Raw genomic sequence first — 16,115 nt, forward strand, 5'->3', positions numbered from 1 at the left:
GAGCGGCTGTCTCGCGGCCACGCGACGGTGAGCGTGGTCGGCCCGAGGTCCGTCACGGTCCGGTAGACGATGTGCGGGCGGGGGTGCAGGCGGGCGATCGAGACGGGCGGGAGCCAGACGACGTCGCCGACCTCGATCAGGTTGAAGATCTGCGCGATGTCCAGATGGGGCCGCGCGGCGCCGGCCGGAGGCTGGACCCCGCCGACGCGAGAGTCGCGGCCGGCGGACGGCGGGTGGCCGCCCAGTTCGGCGGCGGACCCGTCGGGAAGCTTCCGACCGGCCAGGTCTGCCAGGTGCAGCGACGTCCGCGCGGCGAGCGGGTCGGTCGCGGCGAGCGCGACGAGGCGTGGCTCGGTGACTAAGGGCTCGATGTCGAGGCCGCGCTCGTCGAAGGGGGTGGAGACGAGTGCGACGTCCGCCCGGCCGTCGCGGAGGGCGGATGCTTGCTCGCCGCGCCCGCCGTGGACCAGTTCGACCGGCAACGCGGCGTCCTCGTGCTCGTAGGCGGCGAGGATCCGGGGCAGCAGTCCGGCATCGTAGTCGGCCTTGAGGGCGAGACGCAGCGTCGGCGTCTGCGCCCCCGCGTGCCGGGCCCGCCGGTCGGCGGCGGCGACCGCGTCGAGCGCGGCACGGGCGTCACGCAGCAGCACCTGCCCCGCGGGAGTGAGGGTGACCTGGCGTGTGGTCCGCTCCAGCAGCCGCACGCCCAGCTGGCGCTCCAGCTCGCGGATCGCCCGGGACAGCGGCGGCTGCGCCATGCCGAGTCGCTCCGCGGCGCGCCCGAAGTGCAGTTCCTCGGCGACCGCCACGAAGTACCGCAGCTGGCGGACCTCCAGCTCACTCATATCTCCAGGGTATCAATCCGGACCGGATTGATCCTTCAGATCCCGCGCGCCGGCGGGTTGACTGGGGAGCGTTCGAGCGGACGGTCGCTAACAACCCAGTTCAACGGGCGTCGTCGCAGCAACGGGTGAAGGGGAAAGCAGATGGCTGACGTACACGAGGCTCCCGTGCGGACCGAGGAGCAGATCGATCAGATGTTGCGGCGGTTCGCCGACGGATTCAGTGTCCTGCGACGTGCGCCGATCCTGCACTCGCCGTCCGAGCTCGGGCTCGACTACGAGGACGTCACCTTCCCCTCGCGGGACGGGGTGCCTTTGGAGGGTTGGTTCATCCCGGCGCCCGGCTCGGACAAGCTGATCATCGCGAACCACCCGATGGGCTTCAACCGATCCGGCATGCCCGCGCACCTGGAGCCGTGGCGGTCGGATTGGGCGCCCAGCGGCAACGGCTTCGAGGTCGACCTCGTGCCGGACTACCGGATCCTGCACGACGCCGGGTATCACGTCCTGGCGTACGACCTGCGCAATCACGGTCTGAGCGGGGCCGCCAACGGCGGCGTCACCACCGGCGGGGTCTTCGAGGCCCGGGACATCGTGGGCTCGCTGAGGTATGCGCGCACCCGCGAGGACACTCGGACGGCGGCGATCGGCCTGTTCAGCCGCTGCATGGGCGCGAGCTCCACCTTCGCCGCGATGACGCAGTTCCCTGAGGCGTTCGACGAAGTCCGGTGCCTTGTCGCGCCCCAGCCGGTCACCGGGCGGACCATCGTCGAGCGCAGACTCGCCGCGCTGGGGCTGGGCGACCGCGTCGACGATCTCGACCGGCACGTCCTCATGCGCACGAGCGTCGGCTTCGCACAGCGGAACGTGCGTGAGTGGGCCAAGAGCGTCCGGGTCCCGACCTTCCTCTACCAGGTGCGCGAGGACATCCTGACCCACCCGAGCGACGTGCAGACGATGTTCGACAACATCCCGATCGCCGAGAAGAAGCTCCAGTGGATCGAGGGCACGACCGCCCGGTTCGACGGCTACCTGGAATTCCAGCGCCGCCCGCAGCCGATGCTCGAGTGGTTCGCCAAGCACATGTCCTGAATCGTTCCCGCCGAGGCCCGGCCGGCATCAGGGCACGGCGGCGACCGGGCAACGGCTCCCCCGGACGCTCACGGTCGCGACCAGTGCTCGACCGGGGCGCCGCCGAGCCTGCGGTCCTCGAGCAGCGCCTCTTCGGCGAGCACCGCCTCCTCGGGCAGTCCGGGCGCCTCGCGCACCGCGCGTTCGGCGTCCTGGCGGACGTGGGACGGTCCCGGGTGCGCCTCCTCGCGGTCCGCGTTGTCCAATGCGCGATGCACCGTGGTCAGTGTGGCGGCCGCAGCCGCGATGGCGACCGCGCCGACGATGAAGGGCACGTGGACGCTGTAGTGCTCCGCAAGCTTGCCCGCCGCGAACGGTGCCAGGCCGCCGCCGATGAACCGGACGAAGCCGTAGGTGGCCGAGGCGACGGGGCGCGGCACCGGCGCGATGCTCATCACCGCCGTGGTCACCAGCGTGTTGTTGGTGCCGATGAAGATCCCTGCCACGATCGTCGCGGCTACCACGGTCGCCCGGTGGTCCGGGAACAGGCCGATGACGAGGCAGTCCACGGCCATCAGCAGGATGCTGCCGTACAGCGTGCGAGCGGTGCCGAAGCGCGCCCGGAGCCATGGCGCGCCGAAGACCGCGAAGATCGCGACGAGCACGCCCCAGACGCAGAAGACGGCGCCGAGCCGCAGCGGCGACAGGTGCATCAGAAAGGGGGCGTAGCCGAGGATGGTGAAGAAGCCCCAGTTGTAGAGCAGGCCGGTCACGCTGGTGATGGCCAGCGGGCGGTGCCGCAGTGCCTTGATCGGCTCGCTGATGGCCGAGCGTCGCTCCGGACGCGGGGTCGGGGGCACGAGCACGGCGGTGGCCACCAGCGCGATGAGCATCAGCGCCGCGACACCGAAGAACGGCCCGCGCCAGCTGACGTTGCCCAGCAGGCCGCCGAGCAGCGGACCGCAGGCGATGCCGACCCCGAGGGCCGTCTCGTAGAGCATGATGGCGCCGCTGAACCCGCCGCTCGCCGAGCCGACGATGACCGCCAGCGAGGTCGCGATGAACAGGGCGTTGCCCAGACCCCAGCCGGCGCGGAACTCGATGATCTGCCCGATGCCGTCGCTCGCGCCCGCCGTCGCGGAGAAGACGACGATCAGCACCAGGCCGATGATCAGGGTGCGCTTGCCGCCGATCCGGCTGGACACCCATCCGGTGATCAGCATCGCGACCGCGGTCACCACCAGATAGCTGGTGAACAGCAGCTCCACCTGACTCGGGCTGGCGTGCAGCCCCGACGCCAGCGACGGCAGAATCGGGTCGACCAGGCCGATCCCCATGAAGGAGATCACGCAGGCGAACGCCACCGCCCAGACCGCCTTCGGCTGCCGGAAAAGACTTGCCACGGCCGTCGCCTCGCCGCCCGCCTCACTCGTCTTCACTCGTTCTCCCGTCGTCCTGGGCCGGCTCGCACCCGTCAATAATATAGAGACTCTATATATACTATCAATGCAAGTGGCTGAGCTGCGCCGCCGGACTATGCTTCGCAGCGTGAGCAGTAGAAGCACCACCCGCGATCCGGTAGCCGCCCCCGACCGGCTCCGCGCGGCCACCGCCGTCTACGAGTTGCTGGCGTCGTTCATCCGGCGCACGCCGCGGGACATGAGCCTCACCTCGCTGTCGGCCCTCGCCACGCTCAGCCGCATCGGCCCGCGCCGCATCACCGACTTGGCCGCCTCCGAGGGGGTCGCCCAGCCCTCTGTGACCGCGATGGTCACCACGCTCGAGCGCGCTGGGCTTGTGGAACGCCGCCGGGACCCAGCGGACAAGCGCGTCGTCATGGTCGCCATCACCGACGCCGGTTCCGCGTACGTCCGCGCCCGCCGCGAAGCCGGTGCGCAGACCTTCTCCCAGGCGCTCGAGAAGCTATCGCCCGACGAGGCGGCGACGCTCGCGGCCGCCGTCCCCGTCATCGAGCACCTTCGCGCGATCGTCGACGAACAGCGCGGTTCCGCCGGGCCTCGGTAGGTCCCACGCGGCGGAACGCACACCCGCGGCGAGCCCGGCTCAGGCCTGCCAGTCGGCGAGCACGGCGTCGATACCGCCGCCGGAATCCCGTCCTGCCGCCGGAATGTCCGGAACCGTCCGGGAGAACCTGGGCGCGGGCCCCGGCTGGGTGACTCCGTCGAGTTCGACGAACGCGTGGCGGTCGGCCAGGTGCGGATGCCGCGGTGCCTCGTCGAACGAGAGCACCGGCGTGACGCAGGCATCGACATCGCCGAATACCCCGGCCCAATGGTCGCGTGGGTGGGCGAGGAACGCCGCGGTGAACCGGTCCCGCAGCCTTGGCCAGCCGGTTCGGTCCCACTGCTCAGGCAGTTCGGCCGGGTCGAGTCCGAGGCCATGCAGCAGCGCGGCGTAGAACTGGGGCTCCAAAGCGCCGACCGCGACGTATCGTCCGTCCGCGCACTCGTACGTGTCGTAGAAGGGCGCGCCGCCGTCCAGACTGTTCGCGCCGCGCTCGGCGGTCCAATCGCCGCCGCCGTACATCGCCCAGACCAAGTGGGCGAGCAGACCAGCCCCGTCCACCATCGCGGCGTCCACCACCTGCCCCTCGCCCGAGCGCTCGCGCTCCCACAGCGCGGCGAGCACTCCCACGAGCAGCAGCATCGAGCCGCCGCCGTAGTCGCCGACCAGGTTCAGCGGGGGTACCGGCCGCTCGCCCCGCCGGCCGATGGCGTTGAGGATTCCGGTGAGACCGATGTAGTTGATGTCGTGACCTGAGTGGTGAGCCAGCGGGCCGGTCTGGCCCCAACCGGTCACCCGGCCGTAGATCAGCCGGGGGTTCACCGCCCGGCACTGTTCGGGGCCCACGCCGAGCCGCTCTGCGACACCCGGCCGGTAACCCTCGATGAGCACGTCGGCCTTCGCGGCGAGCCGCAGCACGGCATCGCGCCCGTCTGAAGTCTTGAGGTCCGCGGCCACCGTGCGAGTGCCCCGGCCCTGCTGCTGTGCGCGCCCGATAAGGCCGGTCCCGGATGCCGATGGCGGACGTTCGATCCGCACGACGTCTGCGCCGAGGTCAGCCAGCACCATCGCCGCGTGCGGAGCCGGACCGATCCCGGCCAGCTCCACCACCCGCAGCCCGCGCAGCGGCCCGGCCATCGACCCACCTCATTCTCCGGCTTCCGGCTTCGACCGGCTCGCAGTGTCCGAGCCCACTGTGTCCGAGCCCACCAGCATGCCGTGCGCGACACGCGGCCGCGCGCGCGACCTTGAAGCGATTGACGTGCGCCGCGGCGGTCGCGTTCTAGACGGTGCATGCCTAGACGATGCACGCCGTGACGAACCGCGCGCGCAGCGCCCGCTTGTCGACTTTGCCCACGCTCGTGCGCGGCAGCGCCGAAAGCGCCGAATACGACTTCGGCTCGTAGATCTCGCCGAGCTGCCGGGTGACTTTCCGCTGCAGGTCTTCGAAGTCGAACGAGGCGGGGTCATGCAAGACCAGGAAGACGTGCACCGTCTCGCGCTGGTCGACGGCCGGGATGCCGACGGCGGCCGCGTCCCTGATCTCCGGAAGGGACACCAGGAAGTCGTCCAGCAGCCGGGAGTAGACGTTGTCCGAGGTCAGGCCCGGAATGATGATGTCCTTGATCCGGTCCACGAGGTAGATGTACCCGTCCTCGTCCCGATAGCCGAGGTCACCGCTCTTGAACCAGCCGTCGGCGAGCGAGTCCGCCGAGCCGGCCGGCGCTCCCCAGCATCCGTCCATCATCATGTCGCCGCGGACGCACAGCTCGCCCACCTGGCCGGGGCCAAGGCACTTTCCCGCCGCGTCGCGCACCTCGACCTCGACGCCGGGGACCGGGCGTCCGCAGCTTTCCAGGATGTGCGGCCTGGCGAGATCGTGCTCGTCGGCGCCGAGCCGGGAGACGACCGCGTGTTCGGTCGCCCCGTAGAACTGGTGGAGTATCGGCCCGAACCGTTCGATCGCCTTGCGGATGCGGGACGGCGCGGGGGAGGAGCCGCCGTAGTAGATCGCCTCGAGCGTCGAGTGGCTGCCCGGCGAACTGGTCGCCGCGGTCGCGTCGAGGATCTCGTAGAGCATCGGCGGGACGACGGTCATCGAGGTGATCTGGTCGTCGGCCACGAGGGCGAGCGCGCGGGCCCCGTCGAACTCCTCCATCAGCACGATGGTCTGGCCGGTCATCACCCCGATCAGCGAGCTCAGATGACCGCTGGTGTGGGTGAGTTCGGTGCAGACCAGGAACTTCTTGTCGGCCGCGTGGCTGACGTTCACCTTCGACAGTTCGAGCAGTCCGCGGTAGTACCGGCTGCGGTGCATGACGAGCTTCGGGTTGCCGGTCGCCCCGCCGGTGTAGAGGATCGTCGCGATCTCGGAGGCGGGCGCCGCGGCGGCGGGGTCCAGGCCCGGCCCGTCGGCGGCCGCGAGCCAGGCCGCCAGATCAGTCCTGGGCGGATCCTCGCCCAGGCTGAGCGCGATCGGGACCTCGACGGTGGCCAGGATCCGCGCCACCCGCGAGGCGAAGGCGGCGTCGTAGACCAGGATGCGGATGCCCGCGTGCTCGACGTAGCCGCTCAGCTCGTCGTCGCCGGGCTGCGGCGGCACGAAGACCAGCCGGCAGCCGATCAGGTGCGCGGCCAGCTTGACGAGCAGCACCTCCGGCCGGTTGCGGCTGAACAACGCGATACCGTCACCCGGCCGCGCCCCGGCCGCCTGGAAGTACGAGGCCAGTCGCAGAACCATGGCGCGGGCTTCACCGGAGCTGATCCGCTGATCGCCGAAGTGGATCGCGTCGCGCTCGCCGCGCTCCGCAAGCTTGCTCAACAGGTACACGACATAGTTGTCGTGCGCGGGCTCGTGATTCATCGCCGCACCCTCCAGCGGACCTCGGACGCCGGTCGCCGCCAATTTTCAGCGTTCGAACTTAAGTCCGGTTTGGGCCCATCCGCCCGGCCGCGCTGAACGCTCGTGCCAGGTGTCTGAAGTGCGAATTCACGTAGCTGTGCGCGCCTGCGGCGTTCCGCCTATGCGGCGACGGAGCGGTACTTGCGGACCGCCAGCGGCACGAACACCGCGAGGATGACGGCGGACCAGATCAGCGAGGTGATCACCGGGTGCTGCATCGGGAAGACGTCCGGGATGGGGTTGGTCGGCGGGTGGTATCCGGACGGGTTGCCGAACAGATCGCGCAGGCCGAGGACGGTCGACGAGATGGGGTTCCACTCGGCGATCGGCTGGAGCCATCCGGGCAGCGAGCCGGTGGGCACGAACGCGTTGGAGACGAACGTGACCGGGAACAGCCAGATGAACCCGGCGGTGTTCGCCGTCTCGGGGGTGCTGACCGACAGGCCGATCACCGCCCCGATCCAGCTCATCGCGTAGGAGAAGAGCATCACCAGCAGGATCCCGGCGACGCCCTTGAGCACGCCGTCGTGGACCCGCCAGCCGACCGCCAGACCGCACAGCGCCATGATCGCGAGCACCAGGATGTTCTGGAGCCAGTCGGCCACCGTGCGGCCGACCAGGACCGCGGACCGCGCCATCGGCAGCGAGCGGAACCGGTCCACCAGTCCTTTGTGCAGGTCGTCGGCCAGCCCGACGGCGGTGGTGCCGGTGGTGAAGGCGAGGGTCTGGGTGAAGATGCCCGGCAGCAGATACTCGCGGTAGGCGTGCTGGCCCCCGCCGCCGACCGGGATCGCCCCGCCGAACACGAACGCGAACAGCAGCACGAACATGATCGGCTGGATCGTGGCGAAGACCACCATCTCCGGGATGCGCGTCATCCGCCGCAGATTGCGCAGCGTGACCACCCAGCCGTCGTAGAACGCCCCGGCGATCCCCGGCATGGGGCGGCTGACCAGGCCGGACGGGGTGATCCCGGGCGTCGCGGCGTCCGCCGCGCTGGACGAGGCGAGGGTCATCGGGCGTCACCGGCTTCCGTCTCGGCGTTCTCGGATTCTTCGGCGGCGCGGCCGGTCAGCGAAAGGAACACGTCGTCGAGGGTCGGGCGGCGCAGCGCGATGTCGTCCACCGTGATTCCGGCGGCGTCGAACTCGCGGATCGTCTCGACCAGGAACTTCGCGCCGCCGCTGACCGAGACCAGCAGCTCCCGGGTGCGTTCCTCGACGCGCGGCTCGGTCCCGGCCATGCGCGCCAGCAGCGCGGCCGCCTGCGCCACGTGCTCCGGATCGTGGATGACGGTGTGCAGCCGCTCGCCGCCGACCTTGGACTTGAGCTCGTCGGCGGTGCCGCGCGCGATGACCTTGCCGTGGTCGACGACCACGATCGAGTCGGCGAGCCGGTCGGCCTCCTCGAGGTACTGCGTCGTCAGCAGCAGGGTCGCGCCGCCCTGCACCAGCTGCGCGATCACGTCCCACATGGCGATGCGGGTGCGCGGGTCGAGCCCGGTGGTGGGCTCGTCCAGGAACATCACCGGGGGCCGCACGACGAGCGCGGCGGCCAGGTCGAGGCGCCTGCGCATCCCGCCGGAGTACGTCTTCGCGGGACGGTCGGCGGCCTCCGTCAGGTCGAACTGGTCGAGCAGCTCGGACGCGCGCCGCCGGGCGGCCTCGCGGCCGACGTGGTACAGCCGGCCGACCATCACCAGGTTCTCCCGGCCGGTCAGGTTCTCGTCCACGGCGGCGTACTGGCCGGACAGCCCTATCCGTTCGCGCACCTGCTGCGGATGCTTGGCGACGTCGATGCCGAGAACCGTCGCCCGCCCGGCATCCGGCCGCAGCAGCGTGGTCAGCACCCGCACCGTCGTCGTCTTGCCGGCGCCGTTCGGCCCGAGCAGGCCCAGCACCGTGCCCTGTGGCACTTCTAGGTCCACCCCGTCCAGTGCGCGCACATCCTTGCCGCCGGAGTGGTAGACCTTCACCAGCCCCTCGGCCGAAATCGCAGCCATTCCGCCTCCGCCCGCCCTACCAGATCCCCGTCGCGGACTGCCCCGCGATGCGAACAGTCAAGCAGCAGGCTACGACACCCGCGCGTTCAACGGGTCACGGGGTGCGATCGGTGCCCGCGGGCGACGGGATCGGTGCGGCGGTCAAGCGGGGCGCCTCGGTGGCGTCACCCTTTCATATTGTCTGATTTCATACCGACTAATTCATGCCGTCTGATTCATACCGGCCGACGTCACACCGGCTCGACCTTCCTGCTCACGATCCACGCGTGCTTGCCGACCTGCCGACCGCGGGCGAATCCGAACTGCTCGAAGAGTTCGACGGTCGCGCTGTACAGGAAGCGGCCAGGCGCCTCGCGGCCGGCGGTCACCTCGGGGATGGCCTCGACCAGCCCGCCCCCGGCGTGCGCGATCTGGTCGAGCGCGCCTTCGAGTGCCGCTCGCGCGACGCCCCGTCCGCGGTGTTTCGTGTCGACGTAGAAGCAGGTGATCCGCCAGTTCGGCAGCGGCGGCGCATCCTTCTCGTACTCGCGCCGGTGCTTGATGCCGGGCAGCTCCACGGGACTGCCGTACTGGCACCATCCCTGCGCGACGCCGTCTTCGTCGAGGACGAGCGCGGCGTGCGCGCGGTCCGTGCGTACCCGGTCCTCCTTGGCCGTGCGGTGGTCGATCCCCTTCACGCGGCCTTCCGGGTGGTAACCGATGCACCAGCACCCGCCGAAGATCCCGTTGTTGCGCTCGACGAGTTCGGCGAACGCGTCCCACGTCGAGGAGTCCAGCGGCCGGATCGTGTAGGACACCGGGTATCCCCTCCCATCCTCTTGCGCTGTGATCGTTCCAGTGTGCGCCCGCTCAGGCCGCGGCGGCCGCGGCGATGATGCGGGCGAGTTCGCCGGGCTTGGTGAACATCGGCCAGTGGCCCGAGTCGATGTCGACGAATTCGACGTTCTCGGCCTTGGCGAGCTCGGGGATCTGACCGGCGGCCATCCACTCCCGGGCCTGGGCGGGGGTGAATTCAGGGCACACGACGACGACCGGGACGTCGAAGCGCCGCTCGTCCACCAGCCGCACCACGCCGTTGGCCACCTTCTCGGGCACGGGAATCGCGGCGGACGCCAGGCGCTCCTTCGCCTCCTCGTCGAGGTCGGCGCTGTCCGGGCCCTCGAACGGGCCCCAGCCGGGGAAGGGCATGACGCCGTCCTTGATTTCGAAGAAATCGGCGTGGGGTGTGCCGTCGCGGCCCGGGAAGCCGCCGATGAGCACCACTTTCGCGACCCGCTCCGGTCGCGCGTCGGCAGCCAGCCACGCCAGCGTGCTGGAGGCGGAGTGTCCCACCACCATCGGCCGGTCGGCAGCCGAGTCCACGGCGGCGAGCACCGTCGCCACCTGGTCCTCAAGCGTGGCGGACGCAGCTCCGTCGCCCTGGCCGGGGAGGGTGATCGGCACCGGGCGGTGGCCGAGCCGCTCGAGCTCCGGCACGACCTCGTCCCAGGCGGAGCCGTCGAGCCACAGCCCGGCGATGAGCAGGACATCCATCGTCAGTTCCCTTTCTCCAACTCGGTCAGGTCGCGCTCGGCGTAGAGCCGGTGCTCCCACTCCTCGTTCACGACGATGTGGAGGCATTCGAGGAAGGGGAAGTCCTCGAGCTGCGGCCAGCCGGGTTCGGTGCGGGTCACCCCGGTGGCGAGCTGCCCGTCGGTGAGCGACTCGATGACGCCGCGGACCGTGGCCTGGCGGGCGCGCCGGATCGCGAGCACCTCGTCGAGTGACGGGCGCGCCTCGCGGTCCCACGGAATGCCCTCCCACCCGGGCGCCTCGTCCCACGGCAGGTCCAGCGGGTGCCAGGGCGACGCGCTGCCGAGGATCATCCGCTCCACCCAGGCCGCGGTGGCGAAGTTGAGGTGCCGCAAGGTCTGGATGAAGGACCACTCGTCGTCGACGCCGAGGTGAAGCATTTCCTCGGGGAATGTCTCCGCGCGGGCGACGGTGCCCTCCCATAGCCGCTCCAGGATCGCCCACGCCTCGCGGAATCCGTCGGCGTCGTCGGGGCGCATCTTCGCCCGCTCGGGCATGCGGCGGTTGAGTTCGGCATCTACGAGCGGCGCGATGTCGACGCCGTTGACGACGACGTTCTCCAACTCGCCGCTGATCTCGACGTCGATCAGTTCGACACCGCGCAGCCGGCTCTTCTGGAGAAGAGCGCCGCGGATCCGCAGCCCGGTCAGGTCGACGTGGCGCAGGGTCGCGTCTTGGAATCCCACCTTCGAGAAGGTGGCGCCCTGAAGGCGTACGTGCTCGAAATGCGCACCCGAAAGGTCCTGCTCGCGGAACTCGGTCATGGATATCACACTAGAACCGGTTCCGGACGATCCGCTTCCGGCTAGCCCGAACTCATCCGCATGTCGTATGCGGGCCCGCGCCGCCGGCTATCTGGGAAGCGGCGCGGCCTGGGATTCGGGGGAGCGCAGTCCCACCGCGCGGATTGCCTCGACGACGGCGCTTTGGCCGCTGAGCGTGTCCCGCAGGAAGTCGAAGATGAGCTGCAGCTCGGCGACCTTGTATTTCGCCAGCCGCGCGTGCCCATTGTCGACGGCCGCCTTGAGCAGCGGCCTCAGGGCTTCGAAGAGGGTCTCGGTCGGAGTCACCAGCTTGCGTCGGCCGTGGTGGGGGTCGTCTTGCCGCTCGACGTAGCCGGCCAGTTCGAGCCGGTCGATCAGCGTGGTCATGGAGCCACGGGTCAAATGCAGCCGGGCGCCGAGTTCGGTGGCGGTCTGCGGGCCGCCGCGCACGATCAGGTCGAGGCAGCGCAGGTCGGTGCGGTTGATCCCGAGCGCCTCGGCCAGCGCCCGGTCGCGGTCGTCGTAGGCGGCCTGCAGGTCCGCCAGCGCGGCGCCCACGGCCGCGGTCAGCGACGCCCGGTCCGGCGGCATCCGATCCTCCAAGACGTTTTACCGTCAAACGCTCCAGAATGTTTGACGGTCAAACACAACACTACTACCGTTTCCGTTGTTTGATCGTCAAACACCAACGGGGAGATGGCAATGCGTCGTACCTCCACGCCGGGAGCGAACGCCGGCGCGCGCGCACATTGGAGCGCAGTGTCTACAGCCGTAGGCGCCCTCGTTACTGGAGCCCTTCTCGTCATAGGCCCACCCGCGATGGCGGGATCGGCTCTGGCACCGCCGCGCGAGGCGATCAACTGGGGACCGTGCCCGCAGCCTGCGGCGGTGGACTACCACGCGTTGTGCGGCACCTTAAGCGTGCCGGTGGACTCGGCGGCACCCGAGGGGCCGGCGATCGATCTCGCGCTCCTGCGGATCCCCGCCACGGGGAAGTCCACCGGCACCGTGGTCGCGGATTCCGAGGACCTGACCGGCTTCGGCGGTTCGCAGCTCTCGTTCTTCCTCGGGCACGGCGCGAACTACCTCTCCCGGCTGCCCCGCACGCACGCCACCAAGGACATCGTGGTCTTCGACCCGCGAGGGCTCGGTGGTAGCGCGGGCCTGACATGCCCGGTCTCCGGACACGATCCGATGGTCTCCAGCTTCCCGGCCACGGAGAGCGCATACGACCGCCTCCTGGTGCGCAACGCCGCCGTCTTCTTCGGCTGCCATGGCGCGACGGGCCTCGCCTCCCACATGGGCATCCGCGATCAGGTGCGCGATCTCGACGCCCTGCGTTCGGCGCTTGGTCAGCAAAGGCTGGACTACCTGGGCCAGGTCGTCGGCGGCGAAGTCGGTGCCGCCTACGCCGCGACCTATCCCGCCCGCACCGGACGCGTCGTCCTGGACGCCACGGTCGATCCCTACCGCTCGGCGTCTACCCGCGCACGTGACGCCGCCTCAGCCGAAGAAACAGCGTTCGAACACTTCGCGGACTGGTGCGCGCAGACGACACTGAGCGAATGCGCGCTGCACGGACAGGACGCCGGCAAAGTCCTCGACCAGGTGGTGGCGCGGGCCGACAGGGGTGGCGTGTCCGACGGATCGACGCCGCCGAGGCCGCTCACCGGCGCGGAAATCCGCATCGCGGTCGGCCAGTTCCTGGTCGGCTATCCGTTCGCCTGGAGCAGCCTGGCCGGCGGCATCGCCGAGGCGGCCAACAGCGATGGCTCGACGCTGGCCGCCATCGCCGCGATGACATACTCCGACCCGGACTACACCGCCAGCCGCGCCCAGACCTGCGCCGACTCGCCAGCACCCGCCGGTTTTCCGCAGCTGCGCCGGCTTGCCCAACAGGTCGAGTGGTCGGCCCCGCACACCGGCGGCGTGTCGCTGGCCTGGGAGGCGATGGCCGGCTGCGTCGGCTGGCACGCGACGCAGTCACCGCTCGCCCTGCCCGGCGAGGTGAATCCGACATCGAGCATCCTGATCACCGCGACCACCGGCGACCCCATCAGTCCGTACGCGTGGTCCCGGGACGTCGCCGACAGACTCGACGGCAGCCGGCTGATCACCGCTGACCTCGACGGCCACGGGGCCTTCGACGACTCGACGTGCGCCGCGGCGGCCATCGACCGCTACCTCGCCGACGGCACGCTGCCCGCCGCCGGGACCGTCTGCCACACCTGACAAACGCTGCGTACGTCAGCCCGAACGGCTTGCTCGCCGCCGCATCGCCGGTCGGGAGACAGATGCGTCTCCCGACCGGCGGTCGGATGCGAAATGCGAGCCCTTAGTTGGTGATGAGTTCGAACTCCTCCCACTGGCCGATCGCCGTCCGGTTCGCGATCAGCGGCGACGCGCCGGCGTTGTCGGCGGTGACGTACCGGTCGTCGGCCATGGCGTAGAAGCTGATGGTGTGGTTCGAGTTCTGGGTCAGGCGGAACGTCTCCCACTGGCCGATCGCGGTGCGGTTCGCGATCAGCGCGGCCGCGCCGGCGTTCTCGGCGGTGACGATCATGTTGTTCGCGTGGGCGCGCAGGGCGATGTTGCCGCCGCCTGCGTCGAGCAGGTCGAACTGCTCCCACTGGCCGATCGCGGTGCGGTTGGCGATGAGTGACGACGCGCCGGCGTTCTCGGCCGTGACGTACATGTTGTTGGCCATCGAGCGCAGACTCACCACGGCCAGCGTGCTGGCGGCCGGCAGGGTCGTCGGCGTCGGCCGGGTGGGGGTGAGCGCGATCTGCCGCTTGAGCATGCGGCCGCCGTCGCCCGTGAGCCGCAGGTAGTAGTCCGAGGAGCAGGGCGTGCCGTCCTCGTCGAGCGCCCACAGGCCGGAGCCGGAGGGGACCATGTTGGTGTCCTCGGCGGTCTTCGCGATCTGGTTGCCCTCGCCGTACTCGTCGAACATCGAGATGTAAATGCCCTGCGCGCCGACCCGCACCATGTTGTAGAACTGCCGCCACATGAAATCGCCGTGCGCGCGCTGGCGGGCGGACACGTCACCGGGCAGGACGCAGGGCTGGTAGTCGATGCCGTTGCCGTTGCAGTACTGCTGGTCGCCGACGTTGGCGAGGTTGTAGAAGTTGTCCGAGTCGGCGGCGGTGCCGATGCGGCCCACCATCCACGGCGAGATCATGTTGAACGCGCTGTAGACGCCCAGATAGCCCGACCTGGAGTCATTGACCCCGGTGCGCCACCAGGTGGGCACGCCGCCCATCACATAGCAGCCCTGAGACTTGAAGAAGTTGATGACGTTCAGGCAGCTGGTCGGATCCCATGGATGGTTCGCGTCGTTGAAGCCGAAGCCCCAGATGCCCACCACCGGCTTGCCGTTCTGACGCGCGTACGCCGGCGAGGACGTGTACTGCGACATCACGTTCGTCCAGTCCGCCGGCATCTCACTGGCCATGTTCGTCCAGCCCGACGCGTCGTACATGATGTAGAACTTGCGGCCGTAGGCCTCGGCGGCGTTCCGGACCATCGCGGTGACCGCGTTGCGCGTCGGCCCTTCGCCGCCGTTCGGGTCGAACCGCTGCAAGGCCGCTGTGTCGCAGCCGTACTGCTGCATCCACCGGAAATGCGCGTTGACCGTCTGCTGGTCGTACGACGAGAAGAGCGTCGCGGGCGCGCCGCTGTTGAAGTTCGCGTAAGCGGTCTGATAGCCGTTGGCGTACTCGCGCAGGTCCGGCCAGGCTTTGATGTTGGTGTTGCCCGGCGACGGGGCCTGCGATTCGTTCTGGCTCCAGTGCCACCACGCGTTGATCGGCGCACCGTCCCCGATGCACGCGAACCAGCCCTGATACCCCACGGTGATCTTGCCTACTACGTCCCCGGCCGGGCTGGCCGCTTGCGCGGAGCTGGTGAGCGCCGACACCAGCTCCGTGCCGGCGACCGCTGTGAGCGCCGAACCGGCCAGGGTTGAAGTGATAAACCTCCGACGTGAAATCGGCATGGTGCCGCCCCTTTACGGCTTTGTTTACTGAGACAACGAATGTGCCTTGAGGGTAGGGCGCCGCTCAAGGGGCCACAACGGGCTGGATGTATGGAGTCTGCCAAGAATGCTTGGTGAACTCTTTGTAACGAAAATTGCAATGGCGGTCCGCGCCGAGAGTCGATCATCGGATGACTTGGGGCCGCGGTCGATCAGTACCCCGAGGCCGACGGCCGAATCACCGGAGCGTGGTCACTTCAGTCCGGAGCGTGAACCGGGCCGCCACGCACCGCGACGCGACGCGCGACCGCCCCGTCCGGAACCGGGCCGAAGCCGGTTCCGGACGGGGCGGTCAGCGGTGTCAGGCCCCTATGTTGATGAAGGTGACGTCGACCGTTGACACGCGTCCGCCGACGTCGGGAGTGGGCACGAACGACATCACGCCGGTGCCGGAGCAGGGGACCGTGATGTTCACCGGGATCGCCGCGGTGCCGTAGTCGGTGAAGTCGGCGACCTTGACGGGCGGCGGCGCGACCGGCGACGGCCAGTTCAGCCAGGCGACGATGCTGGTGGCGTCCAGGCCGGTGTAGCCCAAGGTCGAGGTGATCGGCGGGAGCACGAGCTCCACGGCGACGGTCTGGTCGGGCAGCGGGTGGCCGACGTTGGCCGCCCCGGCGCACAGGACACCGATGGTCGCGCCGGTGGTGCGCATGTCGACGAGGCCCTGGAAGTACTGGTGCGGCCCGATCGCGGTGGCGGCCGCCGGAGCGGTCGAAGCGACCGCGGCCGCGCCCGCCGTCACGGCGAGCGCGGTGAGCAGACGAACAGATCGCTTGGTCATGCGTTACGTTCCCGTCCTGAAAAGTGGGTTCGACGAATTCCGCACGTGCTCTCACGCCGGAGGCCGTTCGGCGTGAGCTGATCCGATCTGCGCTGTGCTTTTCCCCCGCCCTGGGGCGCC

The 16,115-nt window shown here is 69.8% G+C and carries 15 protein-coding genes; 3 read left to right on the top strand and 12 right to left on the bottom strand.

Annotation, left to right across the window (positions count from 1 at the left end; all coding sequences use genetic code 11):
* Positions 1-845 (bottom strand): LysR family transcriptional regulator (locus VGZ32_RS22220; RefSeq protein WP_326888081.1); only part of this gene is annotated, 845 nt, incomplete at its 3' end.
* A 141-nt stretch (positions 846-986) separates the two neighbouring features.
* On the opposite strand from VGZ32_RS22220, the gene VGZ32_RS22225 reads away from it, so the two are divergent.
* Positions 987-1,934, top strand: a complete 948-nt coding sequence (locus VGZ32_RS22225) for a hypothetical protein (protein ID WP_326888082.1) — start codon at positions 987-989, stop codon at positions 1,932-1,934.
* A gap of 68 nt (positions 1,935-2,002) precedes the next feature.
* Here VGZ32_RS22225 and VGZ32_RS22230 read toward each other — a convergent pair whose 3' ends face one another.
* Positions 2,003-3,352, bottom strand: coding sequence for an MFS transporter (locus VGZ32_RS22230; protein ID WP_326888083.1), 1,350 nt, complete (start codon positions 3,350-3,352; stop codon positions 2,003-2,005).
* 109 nt (positions 3,353-3,461) lie between these two features.
* Here VGZ32_RS22230 and VGZ32_RS22235 point away from each other — a divergent pair, with 109 nt between their 5' ends.
* Entirely contained in the window at positions 3,462-3,938 is a 477-nt protein-coding gene (locus VGZ32_RS22235) for a MarR family transcriptional regulator (RefSeq protein ID WP_326888084.1), read from the top strand.
* Positions 3,939-3,977: 39 nt separating this feature from the next.
* On the opposite strand, the gene VGZ32_RS22240 is transcribed toward VGZ32_RS22235, so the two are convergent.
* The 8 genes from VGZ32_RS22240 to VGZ32_RS22275 all read right to left on the bottom strand — a co-directional run bounded on the left by VGZ32_RS22240 (position 3,978) and on the right by VGZ32_RS22275 (position 11,769).
* Entirely contained in the window at positions 3,978-5,075 is a 1,098-nt protein-coding gene (locus tag VGZ32_RS22240) for a CaiB/BaiF CoA-transferase family protein (RefSeq protein WP_326888085.1), read from the bottom strand.
* A gap of 160 nt (positions 5,076-5,235) precedes the next feature.
* Positions 5,236-6,801, bottom strand: a complete 1,566-nt coding sequence (locus VGZ32_RS22245; protein WP_326888086.1) for an AMP-binding protein — start codon at positions 6,799-6,801, stop codon at positions 5,236-5,238.
* Positions 6,802-6,959: 158 nt separating this feature from the next.
* A complete protein-coding gene (locus VGZ32_RS22250) occupies positions 6,960-7,856 on the bottom strand; it encodes an ABC transporter permease (RefSeq protein ID WP_326888087.1) in 897 nt (298 codons plus the stop codon).
* A complete protein-coding gene (locus VGZ32_RS22255; protein ID WP_326888088.1) occupies positions 7,853-8,842 on the bottom strand; it encodes an ATP-binding cassette domain-containing protein in 990 nt (329 codons plus the stop codon). Before VGZ32_RS22255 ends, VGZ32_RS22250 begins: the two co-directional genes overlap by 4 nt.
* 230 nt (positions 8,843-9,072) lie before the next feature.
* Positions 9,073-9,639, bottom strand: coding sequence for a GNAT family N-acetyltransferase (locus VGZ32_RS22260; protein WP_326888089.1), 567 nt, complete (start codon positions 9,637-9,639; stop codon positions 9,073-9,075).
* Between the two features lie 52 nt (positions 9,640-9,691).
* Positions 9,692-10,375: an alpha/beta hydrolase gene (locus tag VGZ32_RS22265; protein ID WP_326888090.1), complete on the bottom strand. Its 684-nt coding sequence runs from the start codon at positions 10,373-10,375 to the stop codon at positions 9,692-9,694.
* Positions 10,376-10,377: 2 nt separating this feature from the next.
* Entirely contained in the window at positions 10,378-11,178 is an 801-nt protein-coding gene (locus VGZ32_RS22270; RefSeq protein WP_326888091.1) for a DinB family protein, read from the bottom strand.
* A gap of 87 nt (positions 11,179-11,265) precedes the next feature.
* Entirely contained in the window at positions 11,266-11,769 is a 504-nt protein-coding gene (locus tag VGZ32_RS22275) for a MarR family winged helix-turn-helix transcriptional regulator (protein ID WP_326888092.1), read from the bottom strand.
* A gap of 228 nt (positions 11,770-11,997) precedes the next feature.
* On the opposite strand from VGZ32_RS22275, the gene VGZ32_RS22280 reads away from it, so the two are divergent.
* Complete coding sequence (locus VGZ32_RS22280; RefSeq protein ID WP_326888093.1) at positions 11,998-13,410, top strand: alpha/beta fold hydrolase; 1,413 nt, start codon at positions 11,998-12,000, stop codon at positions 13,408-13,410.
* Positions 13,411-13,513: 103 nt separating this feature from the next.
* Here the strand turns inward: VGZ32_RS22280 and VGZ32_RS22285 are convergent, their stop codons facing one another.
* Positions 13,514-15,175, bottom strand: a complete 1,662-nt coding sequence (locus VGZ32_RS22285; RefSeq protein WP_326888094.1) for a lectin — start codon at positions 15,173-15,175, stop codon at positions 13,514-13,516.
* 340 nt (positions 15,176-15,515) lie between these two features.
* On the bottom strand, positions 15,516-15,995 hold the full coding sequence (locus VGZ32_RS22290) for a hypothetical protein (RefSeq protein ID WP_326888095.1): 480 nt from the start codon (positions 15,993-15,995) through the stop codon (positions 15,516-15,518).
* Positions 15,996-16,115 lie beyond the last annotated feature (120 nt).

It is taken from the genome of Actinocrinis sp. (assembly GCF_035938995.1).
Lineage (GTDB): Bacteria > Actinomycetota > Actinomycetes > Streptomycetales > Catenulisporaceae > DASZGI01.